This is a genomic window from Wolbachia endosymbiont (group B) of Parapoynx stratiotata (assembly GCF_947250635.1).
Classification (GTDB): domain Bacteria; phylum Pseudomonadota; class Alphaproteobacteria; order Rickettsiales; family Anaplasmataceae; genus Wolbachia.
In genome coordinates, this window is record NZ_OX366335.1 from 490,237 (window position 1) to 517,003 (window position 26,767).

A 26,767-nucleotide genomic window follows, 5' to 3' on the forward strand; every position below is an offset into this window, starting at 1 on the left:
CAAATTGCATTTTTAGTTCAACTCAATTTTTAACCTACTAGGAAAAAAGATATCAAGTTGAGAGATAGTTAAAGCCCAATCATGTATAGGCATAGTCCATTTTTCTCTTACCTTTTTTATAGCACAATATACCTGTTTATACAAGGCATTTGTGCTAGTAAATGAGCCCTTGGTTTTAGTAAATTTTCTGATCTGTCTATGTAGTCCCTCAATAGGATTTGTGGTATAAATTAATTTTCTTACAGGGCCAGAATATTTTAAATAACTAGACAAATTTTCCCAATTATTCTCCCAAAACCAACGGATATTTTTCTCCCCATTTTTCCTCCAGTTCAAGTAAATAATTCTCGGCAATTTCTCTACTTGATATGTTTTTTTCAAATCATTCATGAAAACTTTTGCTCGATGCATATTTCAGTGAATTTCTTATCTGATGTACTATACATTTCTGCTTTAGGAAATACACTGTTTATTGCTTTAGGAAAGCTTTTTAACACATACAATCAGGATATCTTCTACTCCTTTCTCTTTTAAGTCATTTAACATCCCTAGCCAAAAGTTAGCTCCCTCACTTTCTGCTATATAAAAGCCTAAAACTTCTTTTCTGCCATTTTGCTAATATGTTATACATACATTTGCTTACACAATGCCCGTCCTCCTTGACCTTAAAAAACCATAAACACTATTGGATACACTGATTGCAGCGGACGACTGCGCCATTCGTTGATTACCGGTAACAATTTGTCAGTAATACTTGATATCTCTGCTGCAGATATTTTATATTTCTTCTACATGCGATGCTATATCCCATGCCACTGGCATATGTACTTAAAACCTTTGCTTCAAGTTCGGTTGTTTGCCTTTTTCTGACTACTTGTGGCTCGAAACTTCCTTCTCTATCTCCTGGTGTCAATAGTTCAAATACTTGTCCGTAAAGTCTTTGAATTTCTTCGGTTGTTTTCTTCGCTTTCAGCCGACAAATGGTTTTCTATCTCGCCTTCCCTCTAGCAGTTTTTTGATAAATGGTGTTAATGCTCCATCTCTTCCTGTCAATGGTCTTCCTTCTCGTATAGATGATAAGATATTTGTTTCTAATTCTTTATAGTCTACCAAACTGGTAGTTCTGTTTGCTTGACTCATTGTCAAACCTCCATTTTTTTATCAATTTATTACTTTACTTCTCGGTTTGACACAGTTTATTTAACACTTCCAAACTTCCTGCAATTCTTTAATCTCACTTATGGAAAGACCTGTACACTTTACAATAGTATCAATATCAACATTATTAGCCAGCATCGCTTTTGCTACTTCAATTTTCCCTTCCTCTCTAGCGTCATCAAGTTTTTGAGCGAGGATGGCTTCTCCTTTACGTAGATCCATTATTCTCTCTTCATAAGCTACTAAATCTTTTTCATTCCAGCGAAACCTATCTAATTCATCATATGCTAGCTTTATTATTGGTGATTTTTCTGCTATTTTTCTTAAATCTTCATCGGTCGTTTCTTCTGCATATTTGAAGAAAAATAGCCAACGATCTACTACATTTTCTATCTGCTCTTCTCTACTCTTAGGAAACTTTGGTAACTCAATGAAAATAAATTGAAAATCTTTTAAGTCATGCTCGTTAGTTTTTTCATCTCTTATGGTATGGCTAGATATATAATCAGGCTTATCAGGAAATAAATTACAATTGGAAATAGCAATAAAGAAAACCTTCTTTAAATCAATGTACTTACCACCTTTATTATACTTCCTTGCGGAGTGCCAGCAGTTGTGGGATACAGAGTTTTCGATTCTAGGAAACCAGCTTTTAACCATCTATGAAGAATTTTCTTCTCCATAGGAATATGCTTCATAAGCCATTCATGGTTAATGTTGTCAAAGCACCCTTTGATATCACCTTCTAGTATCCATTGTGGTCGATTGCGTCTTGCCAGTAATAAGTGACAAGCAGCAATAGCATCCGCGCAGGATCTTTTAGGTCTAAAGCCATAGGAGTGACGGTCGCTGATCGTTTCAGATACTGGCTCCAGGGCAAACAGATATAATGCTTGCATGGCTATCTTTTATCGTTGGTATTCCAAGAGGTCTTCTTTTGCCATTAGATTTACTGATATAAATCCGTTTTAGCGGAGAAGGTTTATATCCTCTTTGCTTTAACTGCTTTATTCCTTGAAATTTAGCATTGCAAGTTAACCACAGTTGACAATCTACACCTGCCGTGTTTTTTCCTTGGTTTTCAGTTACTCTTTTAACAGCTAAAGCTTTGCTGCTAAAGGAGCGTGTGAGAAGACGCTGTAAAGCTTTTACCTTACCCCATCTTCCCTGTTGGACAGCTTTAACAATACGTCTTTGTAGCCTTATAACAACTTTTTGGCACTTCCTCCATGGCAATTGTTTCCATGCTTCGGAGTTGTCGGTAGGTGCACTTACAGTTTTATCTGTAATCATCTGCTTTCCTCCCTTAAGTGGTTAACAAAGTTTCTTGTCACGAGGGACCAAATGGAAGTCTGCTCGTTTTCACGCGAATTAATGTTACAAATTCTATCCATTTCGTTACAAAATGGCATTCGCTTTCTCCATTCTCCTTTACCTGCACTTTCATCAGCATTCCTTGCGGTTTGCTTGCCATGTAGGCAAAAATACAGGTTTACCCTGTTCCTTCTGTCATACAATAGTAGGTTAGGTGACTTCTCTATACCGGTGGAGTTATTATTTGCGTACATCTAGAAATGAAAAATGTAACTTATCCACATTACCTTTTGGTCAGAGCTTATCAGCATCTTTAGCTCCTTAATCATTACGATACTTATGAAGCTTCACTTACGTTCACCATACCACTAGCCTAGCCCTCCAACCACATGATGCTTGTAGTTTATGCTCCTCTCACGATTGAGCATCTTCTTTTTTAAGAGGAGGTTCATTGTCCGCATCGCTTGGCACCAACCGGTTGCCCGATTCGCACTGATGCGTAGACTCAGATGGCAAAACATCTGGTTTAATAAGTTTTAGAATCCTTTCAGTTTCTTTCTGAATGAATTCCTCTCCTTTTAAACAATATGACCGAAGACTTTCAGGTCGCACCATTTCGATGACAAATCTATTAACAATAGAATCTTTGCAAAGGACATCAACAATACTTTGTTTATCAGAGGCAATCTCAGGGTCCATGATAGTGCTTAAGAATTCAATTTCTTTTATTTCATTACTTCCAGAAAATCCTAAGATATCGTTCAAAAAGTGGATAAGAATATTTTTATTTTTTTCCGTTCCAAAGATACGACGAAAAGCTATATCATTGCGTGCATCAAGAAATTTAGAAATGGCCATAGTACTCAGAGAAAAATTAATAATTATACACTATTCTGCACAAATATTCAATATTTTTACGTCTAAAACCGTATTTGTTAAGCTTCAAATATAAAGAGTGACTTTTATGGAGTGGAATGTTAGGTAAGCAATTTCAAAAGAGTTTCTCTTTGCCACTCCAGTTCATTTAAGCGTAAGCCTCTAAACAATAGTATGTTCCTCATTAGTTACAAATTCTTCGACATTGCTATTTTCAAGTGAATTTGAAGGCCTATCATAATAGGATACGATTGCAGCAGCAATTAGACAACAAACTCCAACTGCTATTCCTACCGCTAACATTCCTGAGTAAACTGCAATAGCTATCCCTGAAACAATTCCAGCTATTGCTAATGTGAAAGCACATACAGTAGGCAGTTTATTTTTTTCTTTACTTCGTGGAGCATCATTATTTAAATTACTCGGCTGTTGATTATTATTTTGAATACCATTTGTTTGATCTGTTGCTACAACTGAAGTTTCTGAGTGTAATCTTCCTAAAACTAACGGTGTGTTATTTTCCTCTAGAAAAATTGACTCATTAACATCTTTAGATTTTTCATCTGTGTCGCTCTCTCTAATAGTTGCACGACTTTCATTATCATCTTCTGCATCAAAAAACTCATCATCACTGTTCTCATCAATTTGAGCTTCCGTTTCTCTTGTAATATTCTCTTGCTGATTAGATGGCTCTTGTGCAAAATCTTTCATTTCTTTTACCCCTGACAGTCCATTGATGATAAGTTTGTATTCATCCTTATTTGGTATAAGTCCATAGTAATTCGGTAAATCATCTTGAATATGTTCATAAAAATATTTATTTATCTCTGCTAAAATTTTTTGCCGTTCAAGGGTAATTTCTTCAGGATTATCAATATTTACATTGCATATAGCAAAATCTTCAAGAGCTTCTTTCAATTCTGGATGAGATTCCGCATGTTGAACTAGATTCTTAGCCAAATCTTCCAGAAATGGTTTAATGTTCTCTTCTGTAATAACATTTTTCTGTGCTTCTAGTTTTTGTTCTTCTTCTAAATAGCGATCATATTGATCCACGATCTCAGAGCTAATTTCGTTTATACTAATCATAATTTGACTCCATATACCTGGTGTACAAGCACTTTCATTTTCACCATATGTTGTTGACGCTACATATATTTGTTTTAGAAGAACGAACTCTTTTTGCTCTCTCCAGATCTTTTCTATATCTAAGTCACTGATTTCTTTAAACAACTCATCTACTTTTTTACCGTCATCTATAACATTTAATAATCCATGTAGTTCTTCTTTATTAAACTGTTCTTTATCGAGGATTACGCTATTTCCAAGTTTTTCTTTTACCTTAGATGATTTGTTCTTTACCAAATCTGGATTTTGTTCCATAAGAGTGACTAGCAACTCCTTTTTTTCTTCCAGTGGAACGGAAAAATTATCAATAAGTAGTTTTATATAACCTATAGATTCAGGTATAGTAATCTTTGCATCATCTCTCGTATAATCATATTGTAATGGTTCTGTAGGGTATCCTAGGTCATATTCACCAAATTGATTTTTCCTTAAGTATTTAGTGTTTAATGCATCTTTAGCTTTGTCGATTACAGTTTTTATAAACTCTTTGTCATTTGGTACAGGATTATCACCTAATGTTTTCTCCATCACACTTCTTTTTTCACTGTCAGTTGAACTGAGAAACTTTAGTCTTATTGGATCATTCTGATATTGTTCAAGTAGTTCTATACTTTCTACGTAAGAAGTCGCTGCTTGCTTTAACTGTTCTTCACTGGCTTCCGTGGATTCAACCAATTTTTTAGTAAAAAACTTTATCCGCTTACTTACTGAACCTCTATGAACAGATTGACGGTCTCGTGCAATGTGCCAGTCATCTCTTCTTTGTTCAGGTATCATACCACGTTTAAAGAAAAAGTTTTGCATTTCAAGGTCGTCGTTATAGAAATGAGATAGTGTGTGTCCTTGCTCATTTCTTGAATTAATTAGAAAAGGATATTTATCATAGTCATCGAGCAAAACCTCTATTCCCCCTTTATAACCATGTTGTGCAAGATCAAAAAACAAACTCCTTATAGTGCTTTCATCTAGCTTGGGAACATTACTCTTAGATTTTGCTCTTGCTTGAGACCATGATTTTTTCAGACGTTTACAAAAATCCATAGGTTCGTTATTAAATTCTGTACGAGTAATTTTATCTATGAATTCGCAGTATTTCTCAGATTCGGCTAAAGCTTTTGCTTCTTCGTTACCAATCTTATTGAGACTTAAATCAAGTTGAGCAAGGTTTGTAAGATTACTATCAGCTAAAGCTTTTGCTCCTTTCACACAAATAATATTGGCACTTAAATCAAGTTTAGTAAGGTTTGTAAGATTACTCTTAGCGAAAGCTTCTACTCCTTCGTTACCAATATTATTGCCACTTAAATTAAGTTGAGTAAGGTTTGTAAGATTAACATCAGCTAAAGCTTTTGCTCCTTTGTTACCAATCATACACCAAATGAGAGAAAGTTCTGTAATATTTTTGTTCTCTTGCAAAAAGCTTATCAAATTATTGATATCTACTTGTTCACTAAAAACATATAATATGTTGCCTTTAACATACTCACTGAAATCCATTTTTATCCTACTAATGTTATTTAATTAACAATTATAATAAATGTTCTTAACAATCGTCAACTTTATGAATATATTAACTGAACTATATTATAGTTTGCAGAAAATACTGAATTCTATAGCGTTACAACAAATTTAATCATTTACTCTTTTAAAAGATGCAAGAAAAATGCCTACCTTTGTGAGAACACATTGCGTAAAAATAGGGTTGTGTAAACAAAAATGCAAAACTGTTGCAACAAAGCTAGGCAAGCCATTTCGTATATAGATATGGATAAAATGGGCTAATATGGCTAGTTTTAGCGTGTAATAAAATCACCATATAAAAAGTTCGTATGGTACAAATGGTAGACCATCCCATCCCAAGAAAAACACTTCTCACCGCCCCTGGTTTTGGGTCTTGGAAATGGTTAATTTGCTTGAGATTTTAATAATATATTTTGCTGAATTAATATTGATTTACTTGCGGAAGAATAATTAAGGTAGACTTATAAAAAACAGAATTAAAAAGTGAACAAAAGACTGTATATTAAGCCTTTTACTGAAGACTACTTTAGGTTAGAAAATTTTTCTAAAATAGTAATTGACAAAGTTTTAAAGGTAGAGCAATATGCCTAAAATATATTAAATCTTGTTAGGGGGTAAGTATGGATTACGAAGATGTACAAAAGATATTACTAACGTCTATCAAAGAAGATGATCCTCATAAAGGGTTTAAAGGGTTAGAGATTAAGAGATATTGTATTGCATATCAGGGACTATTTAGTAGATGGAATAGCATAATACTACCACCTTTTTTAAAGAAAATTCTAGAAAGCGAAATTTGTTGGAAAGCCGATGATACCTTAGGTTATATTAAACTCGATAGGTATGCACTAGGGAAAAAATTGTTAGACTTGAAAACTGAAGATGAACAGAAATCTCTTCTTGATTCCTTTGACCGTTACAGAATTGCCTGCTGGTGTTGTTTTGAAGACGAGATAAGAGCTATTTTTGAGGAATTTAAATTAACATTAGGTAATAAGCCAGTAGAGAGTTTAGTTAAGGGATGTGATAACGGGGCTTTAATGGTCTACTGGTCACATGCTATGAATAACCAGGAACATCAGTTAGAATTAAATAATGAGCATCCATACGTTTACGCTTTTAAATGTGCAATGCTGGAAAAGCATGTTGAAGCTTTGGAATTCTTCTGGAATAAGTTACAGTCAATTGGTTCTGTATCCCCAAAAAGGAAAGAAGATTTATTAATGGAAGTAGCATATAATAAAGGACGTTTTTCTACTGATGATGTTGGAATGGTTGATTTTTGTCTACGTAACCTTCATGAAGATAAGTATCATGAGTTATTGAAAAGGGATTTTAAGCAAAATAAGTATCATTATACGTTAAGCACGCTAACAGCAGGTTATTTCTTTGAAAGTGCCAAAAAGCTATTTGAACATTTAAAGTCAGAAGATTTATCTCCTGAAGGTTATAGTACATCAATGTTTGGAGCATTGGACTCACTTGTTTCTGTACCAGATGATAGTTTTATTAAATCTGGTAGTGATATGCTTACCTCTATGTGGAATAGTCCTGGCTTTGAGTCTCATAAACAACACTATTTAAATAAGCTAAGCGAACAACTCTCATCAACCAGAGATTTGGTTGCTTCTCTTATTAAGGGAAATAAAGCTGTTAAAATATTATCTGAAATTGTTAACTCCCTTAGCCAAGAGCAAATGTACTCTATTATGGAAGAAGATAAATCAGAATATGAGCTGTTTATGAGAGTTAGAAACACGCAATTGCATCGTGGGGCAGGTGATACTCAGTTACCAAGTTCATCATTAGATGTAGAAACTATACAGCAGAAGGTAAGTGGTGTTAGAGGCGAAGTGTAGAGTTTCTCTTTTGGAAAATTCAGTTACTTGGACTTATAATGAAAGCATGCAAAGAGTTTAAATAAGAGTAAAAATTGTAAAAGGTTAAAATCAGGAGGAGGTTATGGTTGATAACAATCAACAGCAAGAAAAACCACAAGGTTTCGAGTTAATTGAGTTGCTTTTGGGGAAAGTAGATTCTTCAACTTCTAATGCAGTAGATCAATCTTTTGAAGCAAGATATCAGTCGTTGGTTGATCAAATACAATCTTATTTACATTCTAGTGAAAAGCCTGGCTTTTTTCCTCATCGATTTTTAGGTTCTTTTTCCAGTGTATTAGATACTAAACTTAATGACAAGTTAGGCATAAAGAAATTGCACTTTCGTTTTGAGGGGGCGAGAACTTTAAAAGTTGTAGCAGAAACAGAATCCAAAATACATGTTTTTATTTTCACTGAAGATATAGAAGCTCAACATTCTAAACAAACAAATACTAAGAATTTCGAATTCACCACAGGTGAGTGGAAGAATGTGATGGGTAGAGATTATACTAAATCAGATGCGCATAAGCTTCAAATTGATGTAATAAAAATTTTAAAAGATAAGTATGAGTTAGTAAAAAGCAAGCCTAAATCAGACAAAGATGTTAAATCAAAGAAGTTATACTTATATCTGAAAAGGGATGGTGTGCTAGAGTATAAAGCTAAGAATGTATATGGTAATGTTAAAACAATCGAGGTTAGTCGTGACCAATTGAAAGGCAAGGTTTTCGATGAAGTCAAGCAGTTTCTAGGTAAGCAAGGTAAAGATCTTAGTGATGATGCCAGGAAGGAGTTATCAAGAATCACGTCAGCAAAAGGATATACCTTAAAGAGTGATGGAGAAGATGAAAAAATAAACATTAAGGTAGAAAGTAAAAAGAAGATTGTAGATCAACCCATCGAGCCTATAGTGAAGTTTCAGGAAGTGACAAAAAGGTTGGGTAAGTCTGTTTATTTAGAAAGTTATATTGAAAAGCTTGCTAACCCAGATGCAGAAATAGATCAAGTTCAGGAAAATCTTAAAGCCATTCTAAATTATATTAAAAAAATTCATACCAATTTAGACTTACAAGCTAATGTTTATGGCATTAAGGCTCGTGAAGCTGATCAACATGGTTTTGTAGCAGGAATATTCGATAATTTTCGATATCGTGATAATACCAAACTCTATTTGGAACAATTTGCTGGAGGAGGTTACGCTGATATTGTTTTGCTTGTTCGTGGGCCTAATCGTGCTGTTGATTCAGTTCCAATTCTTATTGAACTCAAGGCTGGAACTGAAGGACAAATTGATCCAAGTGATGCACTTGAGCAAGCTAAAGATTATATAAAAGGTTTTAGACCAAATAAGATGAGGATTTTAACCAATGCAGATAATGCCATTGCTGTTGGGTTAAATTTAGATGACGCGGAACCGTTTAAAACTGAAGTAAAACCTATTAAACGACCACCAGCTCCTTTGATGGAGGAATTTATCGAACTAATTGGTAAGTGGGATAATCAGTTAGCCTATGAGGAAGTTTTTAAGAGAGAGGTAAAAGATTTATTGTCAAGCGAATACCATACTTTTCCAGCAAATAAAGAAACAAAAGATCATTACTATTTCAGTAGAGATATGTTAGGTCAATCAATTTTAATCAACAAGATTGGTCAAGATCAAAGTAACATTAAAAAATATATATACTCATATGGTGAGTACCCTCTGGATTGGTCTGGAGGAACGGAGTACACTTTGTCCAAAAGCCCGGTTATGACATTAATGTTTGTTCAAGGTAATGAAGGGCAAGAAAACACAGCATTCATTTTTCATATACGAGAGTCCAATACAAAAGAATTCTATGCTGATAAAAAAATTCCAGTGCTGAACATACCTGGAATAGGAGAAGTAAAAAATGTCATAGAAATTAAAATGAGTCTCAAAAAATATGAAACAGGATTATCTTTTGAAGAACTTTTTGAAATAGAACAGATAAGTAAATATAATCCAAGTGGTGCCGATCAGCAATTTACAGGTAGTTTTCTTAAGATACCTAATTCTGATGAATTAAAGGTAAAATTTGATCAAGCAATTACTTCTCAACATGCTTCCGACGGTGAGGGTTCATTGCAAGCGTATAAAGTGTTGCTTACTGAAGTAGCAGATACGATTTACCCTATTAAAGATTTGATTACTAATGAAGCAAGGTTACAAGCTGTTCTTAATGGTTTACTTAGTAGTTACAGTGATTTGAAGCTAAAAGAGACTTCTACAAAACAACAAGATTCTGCAAAGACTGTAATTATACCTGAATTTCAAGTAGGAGCAGGTGGTCGTGTCGATATGGTAATTCAAGGTATTGGTCCTTCACCTCAGGGTGCTAAAGAATACACTCCTATAGCACTGGAATTTAAGCTTATAGGTAAAAACTTAAATCAAGATCAGCTAAAACAGGAAGTTGATAAATTAACAAAAGAACAAAATATTAGATATGCTAAAGGGGCAGCACTGAAAGCAATCACAGATAGCGACAAAATGCTTTTCATGGGAGTAGTTGTTAATGTGAAAGCTAAAGATAAAAATTCTTTAATATTAACAAGTGATAAGTTTGTTCCTGCTCTAGTAGTTCATAGTTCTATTGACATAGCTAAGAGAAAACATTTAGAAAGAATACAAGAGATAACTCAGAGACTTAAAAATACTGGTATACAAGAGGAGAATTTACGTACATTAGAATCTGCAACAGCAGAACGAGATTATCATTATTGGCTGCAGCAACATGATATAGCTGATATTGCAAGAATAAAATATGGTTATGGAATTGACACATTGTTTGAAATAGTGGGATCACCAGAACATATAGTTAATCAATTGCAACAGTTTCAAGATAGAGTAACAACAAGAGGTGAAAGAAGGCCATTAACTTTAATTGTTAATTTAGATAATAATCACTGGGTTACGTTGGTCATCTCCCATCAAAATGGGCAGTATAATGGATACTATGTAGACTCGTTGGGTAATAATGTTCCAGATAATATTCGTCAAGTTTTACAACAGGCTCAAATTACCGTTAATGATGTTTCTGTTATTCAACAAAGAGATGGTTATAATTGCGGCTTATGGGCGTTAGAAAACGCTAGAGATATTAATACTGTGTTGCAAGGAAATAGATTAAGTAATATTCCTGATGAAATACGTAACCATTTGCGAATTCAAAGAAGAGAAAATCATTTTATACGTATGAGAGAAGGTATTTCAAACACATTAAGTATAGATCCACAACGTATAGCTAACTTAGAGGCTGTACTTGCTGGGACACAACAACCAAAATTCGACCTAAATAGTTGCGTAGGAGGAGGTAGAAGTAGAAGAAGTATCAATCCTTGTTTATTTTCAAAGGGTGATGTGGAAGAGTTTAGTAAAGGGAAAGTAGATGGAAATAATGTGGACAAAATTATAGTTGATAGCGAAAAATTTCTAACTTATGTTAAAAATAGTCAAGATGAAGCAAAAAATGCTCAACTAGTGGAGTTTGTTAGGAACAAAAATATTGAAGGTGACTATAAATATTTAGTTGATAAGGTAATTGAAGATCAAGGATATGAGCGCTATGTCCAGAATGAACGTATCAAGGATTTGCACGGTGATATTGTACATCAAGAGAGTAGTTTAACAAAAAATCTAAAGCTAAAAAGCAGGTTAATGAATGCTGCTGGTGGGATACAATTAATAAGAGGGATCCATGGTGCCATTGTGTCTTGTAAGGATGGAACAGCAACGGATTGTGGATTAAATCTAGGCGGAGTAGGATGGTCTTTTGCATCTCAACCAATTGAGAATGTAATGGTTAAAATTACTCCAAGAGTTGTAACATCAGCTGAAAAGGTTGTAGGAAAAGTTATACCAGGTGCTTTAGGTGAACAGACAAAATTTGCTATTCGAGTTGCAGGAGTAAAATTTGGAAGTACAATAGCGAAAGGTACAGCAGGAGCTTTAACTGGTGTCTTTGATATTGTTGATATAGGCATGTCAGCAAGTAATCTTGTAGATTGTAAAAAAAGAGAGAATAGTGATAATCCATGTGGAGAGAAAGAAATAAGAGATAATATAGCATCTATATCTTTTTCTGGTGTGTCATTTGTTTCTGGTGTTGCTCTTACAGCAGCAAGTATGCCGGTAGTTGGTATTGCAGTTGGGTTTGGGCTCATGGTAGGTTGCGGAATTTATAGTGGTGTTAGCAATATCGTAGAGTACAAGAAAAAGTATGATACAACCCATGGAGAGAATTGGAGTATTTTTTGGCGTACACTTCTTTTTCAACCTATGGCAGCTGATGTGCAGCATCTTGCAGCTAGGAAAGACATAGTTAATAGTTTAGCTAAACAAGTTTGGAAGGCTTTAAATAATGCTCCTAATAGTGTTATTGCTTATGGTGTTGGTCTTGGAAAAGTAAGTGGTAATACTCTTCGTCCAGATTATGCAACGATTATGATGAATAGGAAAAATGCCAATACAAAAAATCTTTCACGTGTTGTACCTGATTATATCAAAGGTGCTAACATGCTTTGTTTACCACAGATTACTAATCAAGATTATGAGAAAGGTATTAAAAGCTCAGTTAAGTCGGCTGTATACTACTGTGAAAATGCAATGGTTATTAACCAAGGTGGTAGAGTAAACGTGGCGCAGAAAGACAAGACAATTGTTTATGATCTACAAAATGTAAACAGAGGTACCGTCGTTGGAAGTAACGAGTGGAACAATAATTTTCTAATTGGCTCAGGTACAGCAAACATAACTGGTGGTAGTAATAAGGTAGTAAATAGGTTTGTTGTAAATAACGTTGACTTCTCAGGTAAAATTATTGGTGAAAGTAACTCTGTTAATATACTTGATTTGAGCCAATTGAAAGATACAGTTATAGGAGTGAATGTTAACTATCGTTTTAAGCCTAGTGCCTATGGACAATTAAAGGTAAAAATAAATAATTGTTTATTAATTGATGATTATGTTAGTAACAACCTCTTTAATTACCATTATGTTGGAAGACAGAACAAGGTAGATGAGATCTTATGCGTGGGTTATTCTGAGCATTTTACAGAAAGTGATAGCAGTGATGTTATAATAGATAGTGGCGGTGGTTTTAATAGAAATAAGGAAGATGTAGTTGAAAGTTGCAAAAAAGTAATTATTTCGCCGTATACTAGAGTCAAAGGTAGAAAAAGCAATTATACTTTTTACGTAAAAACTGCAGACTATAAGGGTAGGGGGTTATATTCAGAAATTGACGTAGATGGAACAGGAACTGTAAGTTTTCCTGAATTTGATTTATTAAGTGATTGTGATCAAATAACTTACTCTAAAAATAGTAATACTTTATCTTTGAAAATAAATTTTGGTCAAAATAATCAATTTACCCTCGATATAAAAAATTATGTTGAACAAAGCAGTAATAAACCTCACTTTGCACTAATAGACAAAAATGGTAGTAATATTGTTCCTAAAATTGAAAAATCGGACTCACCAACTATAGAAATTAAATCATTTGAGCTACATTCAGAACATTCTCTAAAGGGTTTTAGAGCTGTAGAAAATCATTACAAGAAAATTCTAAATAATCATAAGGGTTATAAAGTCTTGAGCGTTGTTAGAGGTAAAACACAAAGTCAAAATAATAGTGTAGTTTCACACATGGTTTTTGGTTCTTCAGGAGATGATATAATTAACTTTGATCAAGGTACTATGTTTGCTAAGGGAGGAGAAGGAAGAGATGTGTATTTTGTTAGCAATGATATAAGTAGTAAAGCAGTCAAAATTGATAATAATTCAAATGATAAAAAACTGGATATACTATTTATGCGAGTAGTTGAAAAAGATTTTTCAATCTACAAATGTGATCTGCATTTAAAATACAATAATAGTAACATTCGAGTGAAAAGCTACCTTCGAGATCCTAATTATAGGCATCTTATAATTATGAATCACAAAGGAGAAGCATTTATTCCTTATGTACAATCAATGTCATGTTCTTCTTCAAAAAAAGGGAAATTAGTTCCTTTTTTACAAGCTACACAAACTCAGAATATGTTTTTATTGCCTAAAGATTTTGAAGATGATCATGTAGTGATAGATTCCCGTCTTGAAGATATTGAGAAATATAAAGATAAGGATGATCTCTTATTAATAAGAGAAAGTGAAAATCCTTTTATCATTAGAATAGAAGGATTCTATACTGATCGAAGTAAATGGGAAAATATTTCTTATTCTCTCTGGAATAACAATGATCTTTTTCCATCTTCTGGGTTATTAGGAAACATTGATAATGTAATGGAGTATAAGGATAAACTTAGAAATGATTATGAAAGAATTTTCAAAGAATACACTGAAGATTTCAGTGACTCTACTAGTATTATTCATCACAACCAAAAGTTGGAAGAAAATATCTCTACTTCTATAGAACAAGATGAGGAACGTATAGGAGTAATGATATTAAAGAATATTACTCCTGGTCAAATTGAAATTTTCAGCAATGGTGCAGATCTGATATTTCGCGATAAGATGTCTAATCACACGATCAATATAAAAGATTGGGATAATAATGAATTTCATAGAATTTCTACGTTGGAATTTGATCTAGGTTTAGAACCAATAGTAATCCGTAGATTAGATAGGTTTAGTTTATCTGAGGTAAGAAAAATACAAGCTTTAATTGATAAAGCTTCAGAAAATTACCACAATAGAAGTAAATATACTCCTAAAGTAGAAACTGACTTTAAATGTTTAATATCAATTGATGGTTTTGCAAATAAAAATTCAACGTATCAATGTTTAGGTTTTTCGTCAGTCCAAAATCAAATTAGCTTTACTGAAAATTTCTGTAGTTTAGAACAACTCACTGAATTTAGAGATAAATCGAAGAGCACTCAGGTTTCAGCGTTATCAAAGAATTTACAAAACAATCTTTTATTAAATGGATATGATCAAAATATAGTAGGTAAGTGCTCTAAATTAATATTGACTGAGGAAAATAATCAGCAGAGTAAAATATCTTCCATGGTTAAGAGTGTTGAAGAATCTACTTTCCTCAGCCAATCAGAAAATAAGTTAGATTTAGGTAGATGTTTAAGTAAAAGGAGGAAAAGAAGCTCTGATTTTTGTCCAGCGTTTTTGGAAAATATACACAATGAACTTAATAGAGAAGAAAGTGAAAGGAGAAATATTGTTGTAGAAGAAAGCAGTATACGTGTAATTACTTCATACCATGAAACACTCGATATAGAAAACTTACCTATCCGAGAAGTAGTAATTAATGACAATATCAACAGAAAAAGGAGTTTGAGGAGTACGTTAGATTTGTATAAGTTGGTACAACAAATAGATAAGGATTTGGGTATTGAACCAATATCAATGGTTATTAAAGATGCAAGTGATTTGTTAATTAAGTTGTCTATATCAGCTACTGGCTTAAGGCAAGATATAATAACAGTTAGGCTAAAAGATGCACTTATAAATAAGTGGTATAAAAAATTACAAATTATTTTTGATAATGCACCTATGGAAATAGGTGATAGTTTAGATTTGAAGCCTTCACTCTTTATTTCTGATGAAAAAATTACTTTAGTAAGACCTCAAGATGTAGAAGAAAGTAATAAACTAATTATATCTAAAAGAGCAGGACAATATACTTATCTTCATGATAAATATGACTTGATGATTACCAATGCCTTTGATGCTGACATAGAAGCAAATGAGTTGTATATTATATATTTTAGAGATTTCTATAAAGAACCTAAAATGAAAACTTTATCCATAAGGTTTGCTGATAAAGAGGTGTTATTAATTGATGAAATAGATAAAATATACAAATCAGAAAGTGCTGATAAATTAAATTATGTTAGCTCTATTCTCAATTTACAGGAAAATTCTGCGTCTTTTGAAGTTACAAACAGTGGAGAAATAAATGCTCGAGGTAAACTTGATAGGACATCTTTGCATCTTGCTTCCGAAGCGGGTGAATGGGATAAGGTGAAGCTTCTTCTTGATGAGAGCGCTAATATCGAAGTTCAAGATGAGTTTGGTTACACACCAATATTTCTTGCTACTCATTCAGGTAAATGGAGTGTGGTAGAACTTCTTCTTAATTATGGTGCTGATATTGATGCTCAAGATAAGGAAGGTCAAACACTTTTATGCTTTGCTGTATCAGGGAATAATTTAGATATGATTCAATTTCTTGTTGATAGAGGTGCTAATATTGAAGTTCAAGATGACTTTGGTTACACGCCAATACTTCATGCTGCTCAGTCAGGTAAATGGGATGTGGTAAAACTTCTTATTAGTAACGGTGCTAAATTTAATAATGAAATAACATATCAAGGAACACCTTTACATTTTGCTGTTCAGGAAGGAAATTTGGATATGGTTCAATTTCTTCTTGATAAAGGTACTGATATTGAGGTTGAAAATACATATAATGAAAAACCCTTGCATATTGCTGTTAAAGCAGGCAGGCTGGACATATTAGAACTTCTCCTTGATCGAGGAGCCAATATAAATGCTACAGATATGGATGGACAAACACCTTTGCATTTAGCTGCTAAGCATCACAGACTAGATGTGGTAAAGTACCTTATAGAAAAAGGGGCCAATACCAATGCTAAAGATAAAGATGAAAAAACACCTTTGGAATTAGCTATTCAAGAAAATTATGCGGATATAGTAGAGTTTTTCAAACAAACACAATTAGATAAAGAACTATTAATGGCTGCAGAAAAAGGAGATCTTGAAAAAGTTAGAGACAGTATCATACGAGGTGCTAATGTTAATGCTCAAGATAGTCAGGGTTGGACTCCTTTATTCTGGGCCATTCAAAACAATAATTTTAATATAGTTGAACTTCTTTTAGATAACAGTGCTGATATTAAGGTCAAAGATAATGAAGCTTGGACACCTCTTCATTGGGCTGTGCAGTTGGGTTCATTAGACGTCGTTGAGCGTCTTGTTGAAAGAGGTGCTGATTTTAATGCCTCAACTGCTGACGGTAGAACACCTCTAGATATTGCTAGAGATAAAAGATATGATAATGTTGTAAATTATTTAGAGGAAGAGCTCAGTAAAGAAAGAGAAAAACCTGTACGACGTAAACGTCTTCATCATCATGGAGATCACAATTCTCATCACTTATCACGCAAGCTTCGTAGTATAGATTCGAGTAATCAACCCGAAATAGTAGCAAGTAGTGGTGCAAGACCATCTTCATGGATAAATGATTTATTTGGTTGGGTAAAGAGCTCTATAGGTGGGTTATTAGGTTCTAGAGCTGCTTTACCTGAGAAAACATTCACTCAAAGTTCAATCTCACAAATTAGTGCACCAATTGATGTAAATGGTACAATAATGTTACTTGATTTATTAATTAGAAAAGTTACAGGTCAAAAGTATATTTCTACAGTAGGTCAGTCTATATCCCCACTAGAGGCACAGGGATATACACTCAATATTACAAAGGAATTTGAGAAAGTAGTAGAGCAAGCTAGATTAAAAAGTGGTGTATCAATGCATCGATTGAATATTGATTTTGTGGAAATACAGAAAGAAGTTACAGGGAAAATCATGAGTGGTAAATTTGATGAGATCTCAGGAGTTTTAAGTTCGTATTTAGAGAAAGCATGTCCTGGTAGAGAAGCAGGATGTCCTGGTAAGTTAAGTTCGAAGAAGCTTGACAAGTTTATGGTAGAGTTTAATAGCAGGCTAAATGTTGTACTAAATCGATCAATACAAAGGACATTACACAACGGAGATGGTAGATTAGAAGTTGATGGTGCAAAGCAAATGAGTTTAGAGCCTCAAAGTTATTTAAGTAATGCTTCTATTCAAAGCCATTCAAAAGTATCAACTTGTCTTTCTGATGTAGGAGTAACCAAACTTGGAGGTAATCTCAATAGGTAGGTTATAATATAAGAGGTAATATGCCAAGTAGTGGAAAATTTAAAGTGAAGGTGGCAAAATTAGCTACAAAATAATTAGGTATACCAGTAGCAAGTTTGATGGTTCTAATACTAACATGAATGAAGTAGGAATACAAGACTAGAGTTGGGGAATAAATGGTTAATATACTATCCGTATTAAACTTACAGCACGTAGCTTTGATATAGAAGTTTGGGTAACGTTATGATAGTAATTTATATAATTCTATGTGCAATCTTTATAGCTGTTTTAGACAGTTCATTAGACTCTTAATTATAGGATATGTTTAACTGAGGAAAGATTTTCATAAATGTTGAAGTGAATAAGTTGTAGTATTTATGTTTTTTCCCTGAGTTGTAAAATTTCAGAATGAGAGAGACCGGTAATTTGAGCTATAACATCTATAGGGACACCGGCCTTGAGTGAATTTTTTGCAACTTCAATTTTACCTTCAATTTTACCTTCAATTTTACCTTTTTGATGGCCGATTTGGATGCCTTCTTGTCTGCCTTTTTCGTGACCTACTTTAAGACCCTCATCAAATTTTTGAGCGAAAGCAGCAATCTCATCCATTATGCGTTTTTTCATTTGTTCATATGCTAGTAACTCTTCTTCTGACCAATTAAACTTATTCATCTCTTCATAAGCTCGTTTTATTATTACGTCACTACCAACTATTTTATCTAAGTCCTCTTCGTTTGTTTCTGCTGCATATCGGAAAAAATAACACCATTTTTCTACTATATTTTCTAATTGGTCTTCTTTTGTCTTTGTAAATTTTGGTAGTTCTATGAATACGAAGTAAAAATCCTTTAAGTCATGTTCAAAGCTATTTTGATCTAAAATGACATGATTAGATTTGTATTCAGCCTTATCTGGAAAAATAATACAATCAGCAACAGCAATAAAGATAATTTCTTTAAGGTTATGATAATCATCACCTTGATCAGCTTGACTTGAATAGGCTTTGGCAGCATAGTATTGAGCACGCTTTTCGAAGCCCTTAGTCTTAGTGAACTGCATCTCTATAATATATCTTGAACCTTGAGAGTCTCTACAAAGAACATCGACAATACTTTGCTTTTTAGCGGCAATCTCAGGATCCAAGATGGTAGCTAAGAATTCAACATCGTGAATAGCAGCTAAGCCAGTAAAGCCTAAAATATCGTTCAAGAAATGAATGAGAATATCTTTATTCTTTTCGGTGCCAAATATTCTTTTGAAGGCATAATCGTTGCGTGCGTCAAGAAACTTCGAAAGAGCCATGAGAAAGTAAGATAAAAAGCATTCATAATTATACACAATTTTGAAGAAATGTTCAACAATCTTGATTTATGTTAACCTGTATAATATTTATTTCTGTATGGCAAAGTATACTACTGTTTCCATAAGGTACCAAATAGCACAAAAAGTAAGGAGCTGGAGGTTAAAGAGAAAATATACTCTGAAAGACTTAGTAGACAAAGCAAGCATAAACTACCACACGCTGCTAAGATATGAACAAGGAATATGTGGCATTCCAATTGAAAAGTTAAAAATATTAGCAGAGTCATTATCAATTCCTATTAGAAATCTCTTTCCTGGGCGAAGAGTACTAAAAGAAAGCAGTTGTTTTGACAAAGCTAAAACCCAGGAAATGTATAATTTCATAGAAAAAGCAGGAGGACACAAAGCAATTTATACATTAACCAAATCTGTCCAAGCTGAGGAAGAAAGTAATATAAAAGCAGCAAGAACAAGAATTGCAAGGAATCTAGTTAAGGCAGGGTTTAATACTGAGGTTATCTATCGAGCAACGGGCTTATCAATTGAAGAATATGCTGATAAAGAGAGATACGAGCCAAACGGAGGACAAGAGATAAAAAAGTGGAGAATAATCAGAGGATATACTCAAGAAGAATTGGCAAAAAAGCTTAATGTGGGACCTTCGCAAATACATCATTATGAACAAGGTAGCGTTACTCTTTTAAGTGAAAGGTTGTGGGAGATAGCAAGAGAATTATCAGTGAATGCTGAAGATCTGATAAAGGAGTACAAAGAAAATGATTGCGAAGGAGAAAGTGAATTATTAAGTTTGGCAAGAGAATATAGAAGAATTGATAATCAAGAATCACGAGATGAACTGAATATATGGGTAGAATTTTTATTGCAAAGAAAGCAAATTTACAAAGAGAAGATTGATAAAATAGGGGAACGTTCAAAAAAGTGTGTCAAGCCGCATTTTTAGTTCAACTCAATTTTCAATCTATCTGGAAAGAAAATATCAAGTTGAGAAATAGTTAAAGCCCAATTAGGGAGAGCCATAATCCACTTTTGCTCTACCTTTTTTATAGCACAATATACCTGTTTGTACAAGGCATTTGTACTAGTAAATGAACCCTTAGTTTTAGTAAATTTCCTGATTTGTCTATGCAACCCCTCAATTGGATTGGTGGTGTAAATCAGCTTCCTAACTTGCCCAGAATACTTAAAATAACTGGATAAGTTTTCCCAATTGTTCTGCCAGGATTTTATAACTAAAGGATACTTCTCTCCCCATTTTTCTTCCAGCTCAAGCAGATAATTCTCAGCGATCTCTTTACTTGAAGCACGATATATTTTTTTCAAATCATTCATGAAAACTTTTACATCTTTGCTAGATACATATTTCAGTGAATTCCTTATCTGATGCACTATACATAGCTGTACTTCTGCCTTAGGAAACACACTATTTATAGCCGCAGGAAAGCTTTTTAGCCCATCAATGCAGGCAATTAGAATATCTTCTACTCCTCGCTCTTTTAGGTCATTTAGAACTCCCAACCAGAAGTTAGCTCCTTCACTTTCAGCCAAATAAAAACCTAATACTTCTTTTCTGCCATTTTGATTTATGCCCAATATATTATACATGCATTTACTTATACAATGTCCGTCCTCCTTGACCTTAAAGAACATGCCATCCATAAACACTATTGGATACACTGATTGCAGTGGGCGGCTGCGCCATTCATTGATTACTGGTAGCAGTTTATCAGTAATACTGGATATCTCTGCTGCTGATATTTTGTGGTCATATATTTCCTCAACATGTGAAGCTATATCTCTGTATCCCATGCCACTGGCATATGTGCTTAAGACCTTTGCTTCAAGTTCTGGATGTAGGCTTGTTTGCCTTTTTTTGACTATTTGCGGTTCAAAGCTTCCTTCTCTGTCTCTTGGTGTTAATAGTTCAAATGAGCCTGAACTTGTACGTAAAGTTTTTGCATTCCTTCCATTTCTTCGGTTATTTTCTTCACTTTTAGCTGACATGTGGCTTTCTATTTCACCTTCCAGACTTGCCTCTAGCAACCTTTTTATAAACGGTGTTAATGCTCCATCTCTTCCTGTCAATGGTCTTCCTTCTCGTATAGATGACAGGATATTTGTTTCTAATTCTTTATAATCTACCAAACCAGTAGTTCTATTTGCTTGACCCATATCAAACCTCCATTTTTTATATCAATTTATTACTTTTTTTTCGGTTTGACACACTTTTTTGAACGTTCCCTTTGAGTTTAGATCAAAGATTGTAAGGTTAAATCTTCCATCCAAATAACCACGCACTCTACCTGCTTATCTGGGTAGACTTCTTGCACTAAGGTTTTATAGATCAACATTTGCTTTTTTATTTCATTTGATGAGGAAATAGAAACGTTATGGTGTGATTTATAGTCAATTATGATTGCTTTGTCTTCTGTTATACACAGTCTGTCTAGCCGCACTAATACTGGTTTTCCGTCAATTGTTCCACTAAGTGGAATTTCTGATTTGCCCTCCAAGTCGAACAGGTAATCATATTTTTCATTAAAGGTTAATATTTTGCTGTAAATTTCATCCTTATCTTCACTAGTGTTTATGCTATCAAGATATTTCCTAACCCAATTTTTTCTCCTGTCTTTCTCTATCTTGGGCATATATTGCAATATACTGTGAATTATTAAGCCTCTTGCATAGCTGTCTGTCGTCCCAATGCTCCTTTTTGTCATTCCAGCATTCTCATCTGTCATCCCAGTGCTTGACACTGGCTTTTTTTCTCCAGGTTCCAGCGTCATGTGCTGCAATGACATTGATAGGTTTGATGGAAGTGAAATCACTGGAACATCAAAATAATCACGTTTTTTATAAATAGAAGGGTAGTTTGCATTCATGCATAGCACTTCAACTTTTTCTTTAAATATCGGCTGTAAGTATAGTTTTTTCCTCTCATATAATGCTCCATATTGAATAACTAGATCATACCAAGAGCCCTTTTGCACTGGCTCTTTGCCTAAAATGTATAACTCATCTTCAGCACGCGTAAGTGCCACGTACAGCAAACGCAAATATTCGTTATAATCCTCTAGTTTTTTCTCTCTTTTTACTTGATTACAATAAGCATTACTATTTTTGCCACACCAAAATGGTGCTTCCGTTGCATCAAACAAAATATTTTCGCTGTTTCTTGGTACTGTATTTGTGTCAACTAAAAACACTATTGGAGCTTGTAGACCTTTTGATTTATGAATTGTCATTATTCGTACAGCATTGAGTTCTGATTGCATATCGTTTTTAATCTCAGGATTATTTTCTTTGATCCACTGAACAAATGCTTGAAGAGATGGGTGCTCAAATTGCAATACGAGGTTCATAAATTCGTCTAGAATCTCGAAGCACTCAAGACCTAGCCTTGCAGCAAATTTCTTTTTACCTTTGCGTAATATATGCGTGAATAATGTAAGAGGGGATTTTGTCTGAGATAAGTTAATCAGATAGTTTAATTCGCTATAAATAACCTCATGATAATCATGAATTTTTTCCCACAATGACTGCTCTTTACGATTATATGCAATATTGAATAAATCGTCCTCAGTAAAGTTAAATAGCGGTGATTTCAAAACATTTGCAAGAGCAAGATCATTTGCCTGGAGGAGCAAAAATTCAGCTAAAGCTATTAAGTCCTGCACAGCTATGTAATCCATAATTCTAAAATAATCTCGGCCTATAACTGGTACATTTACTTTTTTTAGTTCACTTATTATGTAGTCAACTAGCGCATTTCGTTGCCGTACCAAAATCATAATGTCCCTTGGTTCTATATGGCGATCTTTGGTGACTAAAATCCGCCCTTCGTTTAACCAATTGTGAATTCTTTGGGCTATTGCCTGAGCAAGTAATCGATCCTTTACTACATAATCTTTCCTCTGTGTTAAATGAATTTGTAAGGCTTGCTGCTCTTCCTCTTCATATCCTGTCAGTAACGGCCAAATTTCAATGTATCCTTGATCGTTTTCTCTATATGGAATATGTTTTATCTTGTTATTATTGAAAGATATTTCTTCACGAAAATTGTTAAATATTCTGTCTACAAGCATCAAAACTTCTGGAGTTGAGCGAAATGACTTTTCAAGTTGACATGATACCCAATCTCTGCCACCGGTTTTCGTGTGAAAATATTGCTGCATGTAATTAAATAGATGGGGATTTGCTCCTTGAAATCTGTAAATTGATTGTTTTACATCTCCAACAACGAATAAAGTTCTCTTTTCGTCACCACCGGTAAAAAATTCATTGCAGAGATTTGTTATAATTTTCCATTGACTAATACTATTGTCTTGTGCCTCGTCAACAAGAATGTGGTCTATTTTTTGGTCTAGATTAAACAATATCCAATCTTTATTGACTGGATTGCTAAGGAGATTTGTTGCTAAATTGATGATATCATCATAATCAAGCAGTGCATTCTTTGATTTTTCATTATTATATAGATCAACATATACTTTAAATATACTAAGTAAATTACTGGTTCTTCCGAATATTTGATAAGAATTTATGTCCTTTACATGGGTAAACAATGCATTTTGAATGCTTTCTATCATTTGCTCTACGTCTTCAAATTTTTCCAAAGCACCCTTTGTTATAATGGATGATATGCTCTTTTTTTCGTACGACTCTGATTTGAGAAATACTTTAGCTAAGTTCTCTATCTTGTTATCATCCCAGTGCTTGACACTGGGATCCAGAAAAAAAGAAATATGGATCCCAGTGTCAAGCACTGGGATGATAACATTTGGTACGGACGATTTTGTGCTATTACACCAATCATAAAGTATCGCACTGTAACTCTGATCTCTTTTGCTTCCCTTACTTAATATTTTAGCTAATCTTTTTATCTGCTCAATCGTTTCATTCTGTAAATTGTCAATCTTGTCTGGGACGCTTAGTTTATCTTTTATATATCCTAAATTATTTTCTAGAGCTGATCTCTTTATACATAAGGTATAGAGCAAATCACGCAGCTTATTTTCATCAATTTCAGCTGCAACGATATTGATATCGTCCTGCACAGTTTCGTTATGAAGCGTTTTTTCAAATACGATGGAATGCAATTCTTTACATTCGCTCAACGTACAATTTGGAGCGATACCAGCTTCTGTAGGAAAGCTGGAGATTAATTTGTAACAAAAGGCGTGTATAGTTTGAATATTAAGACCAAGATTTTCCAGTTCAGAAAAAAGCCTTCTTGCTCTTGTTAAATAATCTTTATTTTCTCTGGTCACACACTGGGCTAATTGTTCTAAATCTGTGACCAATATACCCTCTGGACATATTGCCCACTTACTAAGTGTACTGTAAATGCGATCCTCCATTTCATTTGCTGCAGCATTGGTAAATGTTAAGCAGAGAATATTTCTCTTATTCTCTAATAGAAGTCTTAATACTCTGTCTATTAAGATCTTTGTTTTACCTGTACCAGCTGATGCACTTACCCATACAGAGAAGTTAGGATTTATGGCATTTGATCTCATTAGGAGTGTATAAAGTTTGACTGAAGTGGCATTTCAAGTATAGTAAATAAGATAGTGTTAGTGAAGATATACAGATGGAAAGTTTTTGTGTAAAGGCTCCTGCAAAGATCAATCTTTTTTTACATATTATAAATAGAGAAGAAAGAGGGTATCATTTAATTGAAAGTTTGGTTGTCTTTGCTAAACTTTCTAATTTTTTAGAGATAAAAGTAGGAGAAAAAAACTTTAGATATGATAACTCTACAGTTCAATTTGTAAACTCTGAGTTTAAAATAAATTATCGATATAATACTATAACGAAAGCATTGAGTCTACTGCTTAGGTACGCTCCTATACGAACTAAAGTCACTGTAAAGGTTATAAAAAATGTACCAATTGCTGCAGGATTTGGTAGTGGTTCCTCAGATGCTGGAGCTGTGATACGCACGCTAGGAGAGCTGTGGGATATTGATAGGCAAATTTTAAGTGATATAGCTTTAAGCGTTGGTGCTGATGTGCCTGCAAGTGTAGATAGTAAGCCAGTTTTTGTTAGAGGTGTTGGTGAGGAATTATGTCCCATTAAACAATGCTCTTTACCCATAAGTCTGGTACTTGTGAAACCAAAAAAAAAGTTTTTGAATACATCAGAAGTATTTTCCAAGTATAAAGAGGATTTCTCTAATCCAATTAAGTGGAGTGATAACACTGAGGAGAATTTGTTAGAGCTTCTTAAAGAGACAAAAAATGACCTTCAAGAAGCAGCAATAGGTTTTGTACCTGAAATTCAGAATGTAATATCAACACTAGAGTCACAAGAAGGCTCTATACTTTCTCGTATGTCAGGTAGTGGTGTAGCGTGTTTTGGAATGTTTGATAGTGAAGAAAATGCAAAAGCTGCAGCGGCAAATATCAAAAAGGAATATCCAGAATGGTGGGTGTGCGACACGGAATTAATAGTTTGATTTATGCCCTTAATTTCCAAGAAGAAAAATCTTATAGATGGTTACAGGGAAGAAAGATTTTGGGTAAATAATCAAGAATATCATGGCTCAATTATAATTTTTCCTGAAAAGGTGATTAAATTGAAAGAAAGTGATATAAATAACAAGGAGTATTTTAAATCTTTTTTAACAGAGGAAATAGAGATTTTGATAATAGGTACTGGTAAGATACGCGATTGTTCAATGAAGTCTTATCTTATGGAGCAAAAGAATTTAAATTTTGAATTTATGACGACGGGTTCTGCATGCAGAACCCATAACGTTTTAATATCTGAAGATAGATTTGTTGTCAGTTATCTGATAGCATGTTAGAGATATTTACACAGAGTTTTTTTATAAACAGTCTAATTGCGGTAATTATGATTAGCCTAGTCACAGGAGCTCTAGGGTCATTTATGATATGGCAAAGGTTATCGTATTTAGGTGATAGTTTGTCCCATTCTTCATTGCTTGGTATTGCACTTGCTTTGATCTTTAATATCAGCCCATCGGTAAGTATAATGCTCATTGCAATTATGTTTGCTATACTACTTTCTCTTAATTTTAATAAATTATACTCTGCTGATACGATATTGAACATAGTTACCAATGTAGTTTTATCATCGAGTTTAATACTTATGTCTTTTCTTCCATCAGGTAATAATAGTATTATTAGCTCACTTTTTGGTGACATATTAATGATTGACCAAAGTAATATAATATCAATTTTTCTAACCTCCGTAATAGTTACTTTGATATTAATATTTAGATGGCGCTATTGGCTGATGATTTCGATTAATCAAGATTTGGCAACAGTTGAGAAAGTACATGTTAATTTTGTTAGGCTAGAATTTTTGATTATACTCGCTATCTTTATTGCAATTTCTGCTCAATTAATAGGAATATTACTCATTGCTGCATTTTTGTTAATACCTGCTGCATCAGCAAGACTCATTTCAAAAACTCCAATGCAAATGATTATTGTTGCAACAGTTTTTTCTGTGATTTCTGGAGTATCAGGTTTGATATTATCTGCAAGTTTTGACTTATTAACTGGACCTGCAATTATACTTATCGCAGCTGTGTATTTAATCATTGCTTATTTTATAAGATTGGTGTTAAGTAGATCGACTTAATTTTGGTCTCGGAAGTTCATAATTCATTAACAAATGAGTGTAACTATCT

At 33.7% G+C, this 26,767-nt stretch carries 12 protein-coding genes and 3 pseudogenes; 6 read left to right on the forward strand and 9 right to left on the reverse strand.

Going from position 1 to position 26,767, the window contains the following annotated elements:
• Positions 1–12: 12 nt before the first annotated feature.
• The 6 genes and pseudogenes from OOT12_RS02225 to OOT12_RS02250 all read right to left on the reverse strand — a co-directional run bounded on the left by OOT12_RS02225 (position 13) and on the right by OOT12_RS02250 (position 5,973).
• Positions 13–1,140: pseudogene (locus OOT12_RS02225) on the reverse strand (IS256 family transposase).
• 60 nt (positions 1,141–1,200) lie between these two features.
• Positions 1,201–1,746, reverse strand: a pseudogene (locus tag OOT12_RS02230) (Rpn family recombination-promoting nuclease/putative transposase); the annotation flags it as partial.
• The gene (locus OOT12_RS07445; RefSeq protein ID WP_264374917.1) at positions 1,719–2,057 is read right to left on the reverse strand and encodes a reverse transcriptase domain-containing protein; all 339 of its coding nucleotides are present in this window, start codon (positions 2,055–2,057) and stop codon (positions 1,719–1,721) included. The gene OOT12_RS07445 and the pseudogene OOT12_RS02230, both read right to left, overlap by 28 nt.
• Complete coding sequence (locus OOT12_RS07450) at positions 2,017–2,451, reverse strand: reverse transcriptase N-terminal domain-containing protein (RefSeq protein ID WP_264685353.1); 435 nt, start codon at positions 2,449–2,451, stop codon at positions 2,017–2,019. Before OOT12_RS07450 ends, OOT12_RS07445 begins: the two co-directional genes overlap by 41 nt.
• 633 nt (positions 2,452–3,084) lie before the next feature.
• Positions 3,085–3,330, reverse strand: a pseudogene (locus OOT12_RS07305) (PD-(D/E)XK nuclease family transposase); the annotation flags it as partial.
• A gap of 180 nt (positions 3,331–3,510) precedes the next feature.
• Positions 3,511–5,973, reverse strand: coding sequence for a TomO hydrophobic C-terminal domain-containing protein (locus OOT12_RS02250; protein ID WP_264374914.1), 2,463 nt, complete (start codon positions 5,971–5,973; stop codon positions 3,511–3,513).
• A gap of 644 nt (positions 5,974–6,617) precedes the next feature.
• Here OOT12_RS02250 and OOT12_RS02255 point away from each other — a divergent pair.
• On the forward strand, positions 6,618–7,856 hold the full coding sequence (locus OOT12_RS02255) for a hypothetical protein (RefSeq protein WP_264685354.1): 1,239 nt from the start codon (positions 6,618–6,620) through the stop codon (positions 7,854–7,856).
• 103 nt (positions 7,857–7,959) lie between these two features.
• Positions 7,960–17,802 (forward strand): ankyrin repeat domain-containing protein, encoded by a 9,843-nt coding sequence (locus tag OOT12_RS02260; RefSeq protein ID WP_264685355.1) that lies wholly within the window; start codon positions 7,960–7,962, stop codon positions 17,800–17,802.
• A gap of 354 nt (positions 17,803–18,156) precedes the next feature.
• On the opposite strand, the gene OOT12_RS02265 is transcribed toward OOT12_RS02260, so the two are convergent.
• On the reverse strand, positions 18,157–19,086 hold the full coding sequence (locus OOT12_RS02265; protein ID WP_264376258.1) for an Rpn family recombination-promoting nuclease/putative transposase: 930 nt from the start codon (positions 19,084–19,086) through the stop codon (positions 18,157–18,159).
• Positions 19,087–19,183: 97 nt separating this feature from the next.
• Between OOT12_RS02265 and wmk the strand changes: the two genes are divergently transcribed.
• A complete protein-coding gene (gene wmk / locus OOT12_RS02270) occupies positions 19,184–20,047 on the forward strand; it encodes a WO male-killing family protein Wmk (protein ID WP_264685356.1) in 864 nt (287 codons plus the stop codon).
• Here wmk and OOT12_RS02275 read toward each other — a convergent pair.
• Both OOT12_RS02275 and OOT12_RS02280 read right to left on the reverse strand, forming a co-directional pair.
• Positions 20,044–21,276, reverse strand: coding sequence for an IS256 family transposase (locus OOT12_RS02275; protein ID WP_264685173.1), 1,233 nt, complete (start codon positions 21,274–21,276; stop codon positions 20,044–20,046). The genes wmk and OOT12_RS02275 overlap by 4 nt on opposite strands.
• 77 nt (positions 21,277–21,353) lie before the next feature.
• Positions 21,354–24,623, reverse strand: a complete 3,270-nt coding sequence (locus OOT12_RS02280) for a UvrD-helicase domain-containing protein (RefSeq protein ID WP_264376364.1) — start codon at positions 24,621–24,623, stop codon at positions 21,354–21,356.
• 74 nt (positions 24,624–24,697) lie between these two features.
• Here OOT12_RS02280 and OOT12_RS02285 point away from each other — a divergent pair, with 74 nt between their 5' ends.
• The 3 genes from OOT12_RS02285 to OOT12_RS02295 are packed head-to-tail and all read left to right on the forward strand — an operon-like array spanning position 24,698 to position 26,718.
• Positions 24,698–25,564 (forward strand): 4-(cytidine 5'-diphospho)-2-C-methyl-D-erythritol kinase, encoded by an 867-nt coding sequence (locus OOT12_RS02285; protein WP_264374745.1) that lies wholly within the window; start codon positions 24,698–24,700, stop codon positions 25,562–25,564.
• Between the two features lie 3 nt (positions 25,565–25,567).
• The gene (locus tag OOT12_RS02290; RefSeq protein WP_017532635.1) at positions 25,568–25,915 is read left to right on the forward strand and encodes an Mth938-like domain-containing protein; all 348 of its coding nucleotides are present in this window, start codon (positions 25,568–25,570) and stop codon (positions 25,913–25,915) included.
• Positions 25,909–26,718, forward strand: coding sequence for a metal ABC transporter permease (locus OOT12_RS02295; RefSeq protein WP_007302687.1), 810 nt, complete (start codon positions 25,909–25,911; stop codon positions 26,716–26,718). The genes OOT12_RS02290 and OOT12_RS02295 overlap by 7 nt, the downstream gene beginning before the upstream one ends.
• Positions 26,719–26,767 lie beyond the last annotated feature (49 nt).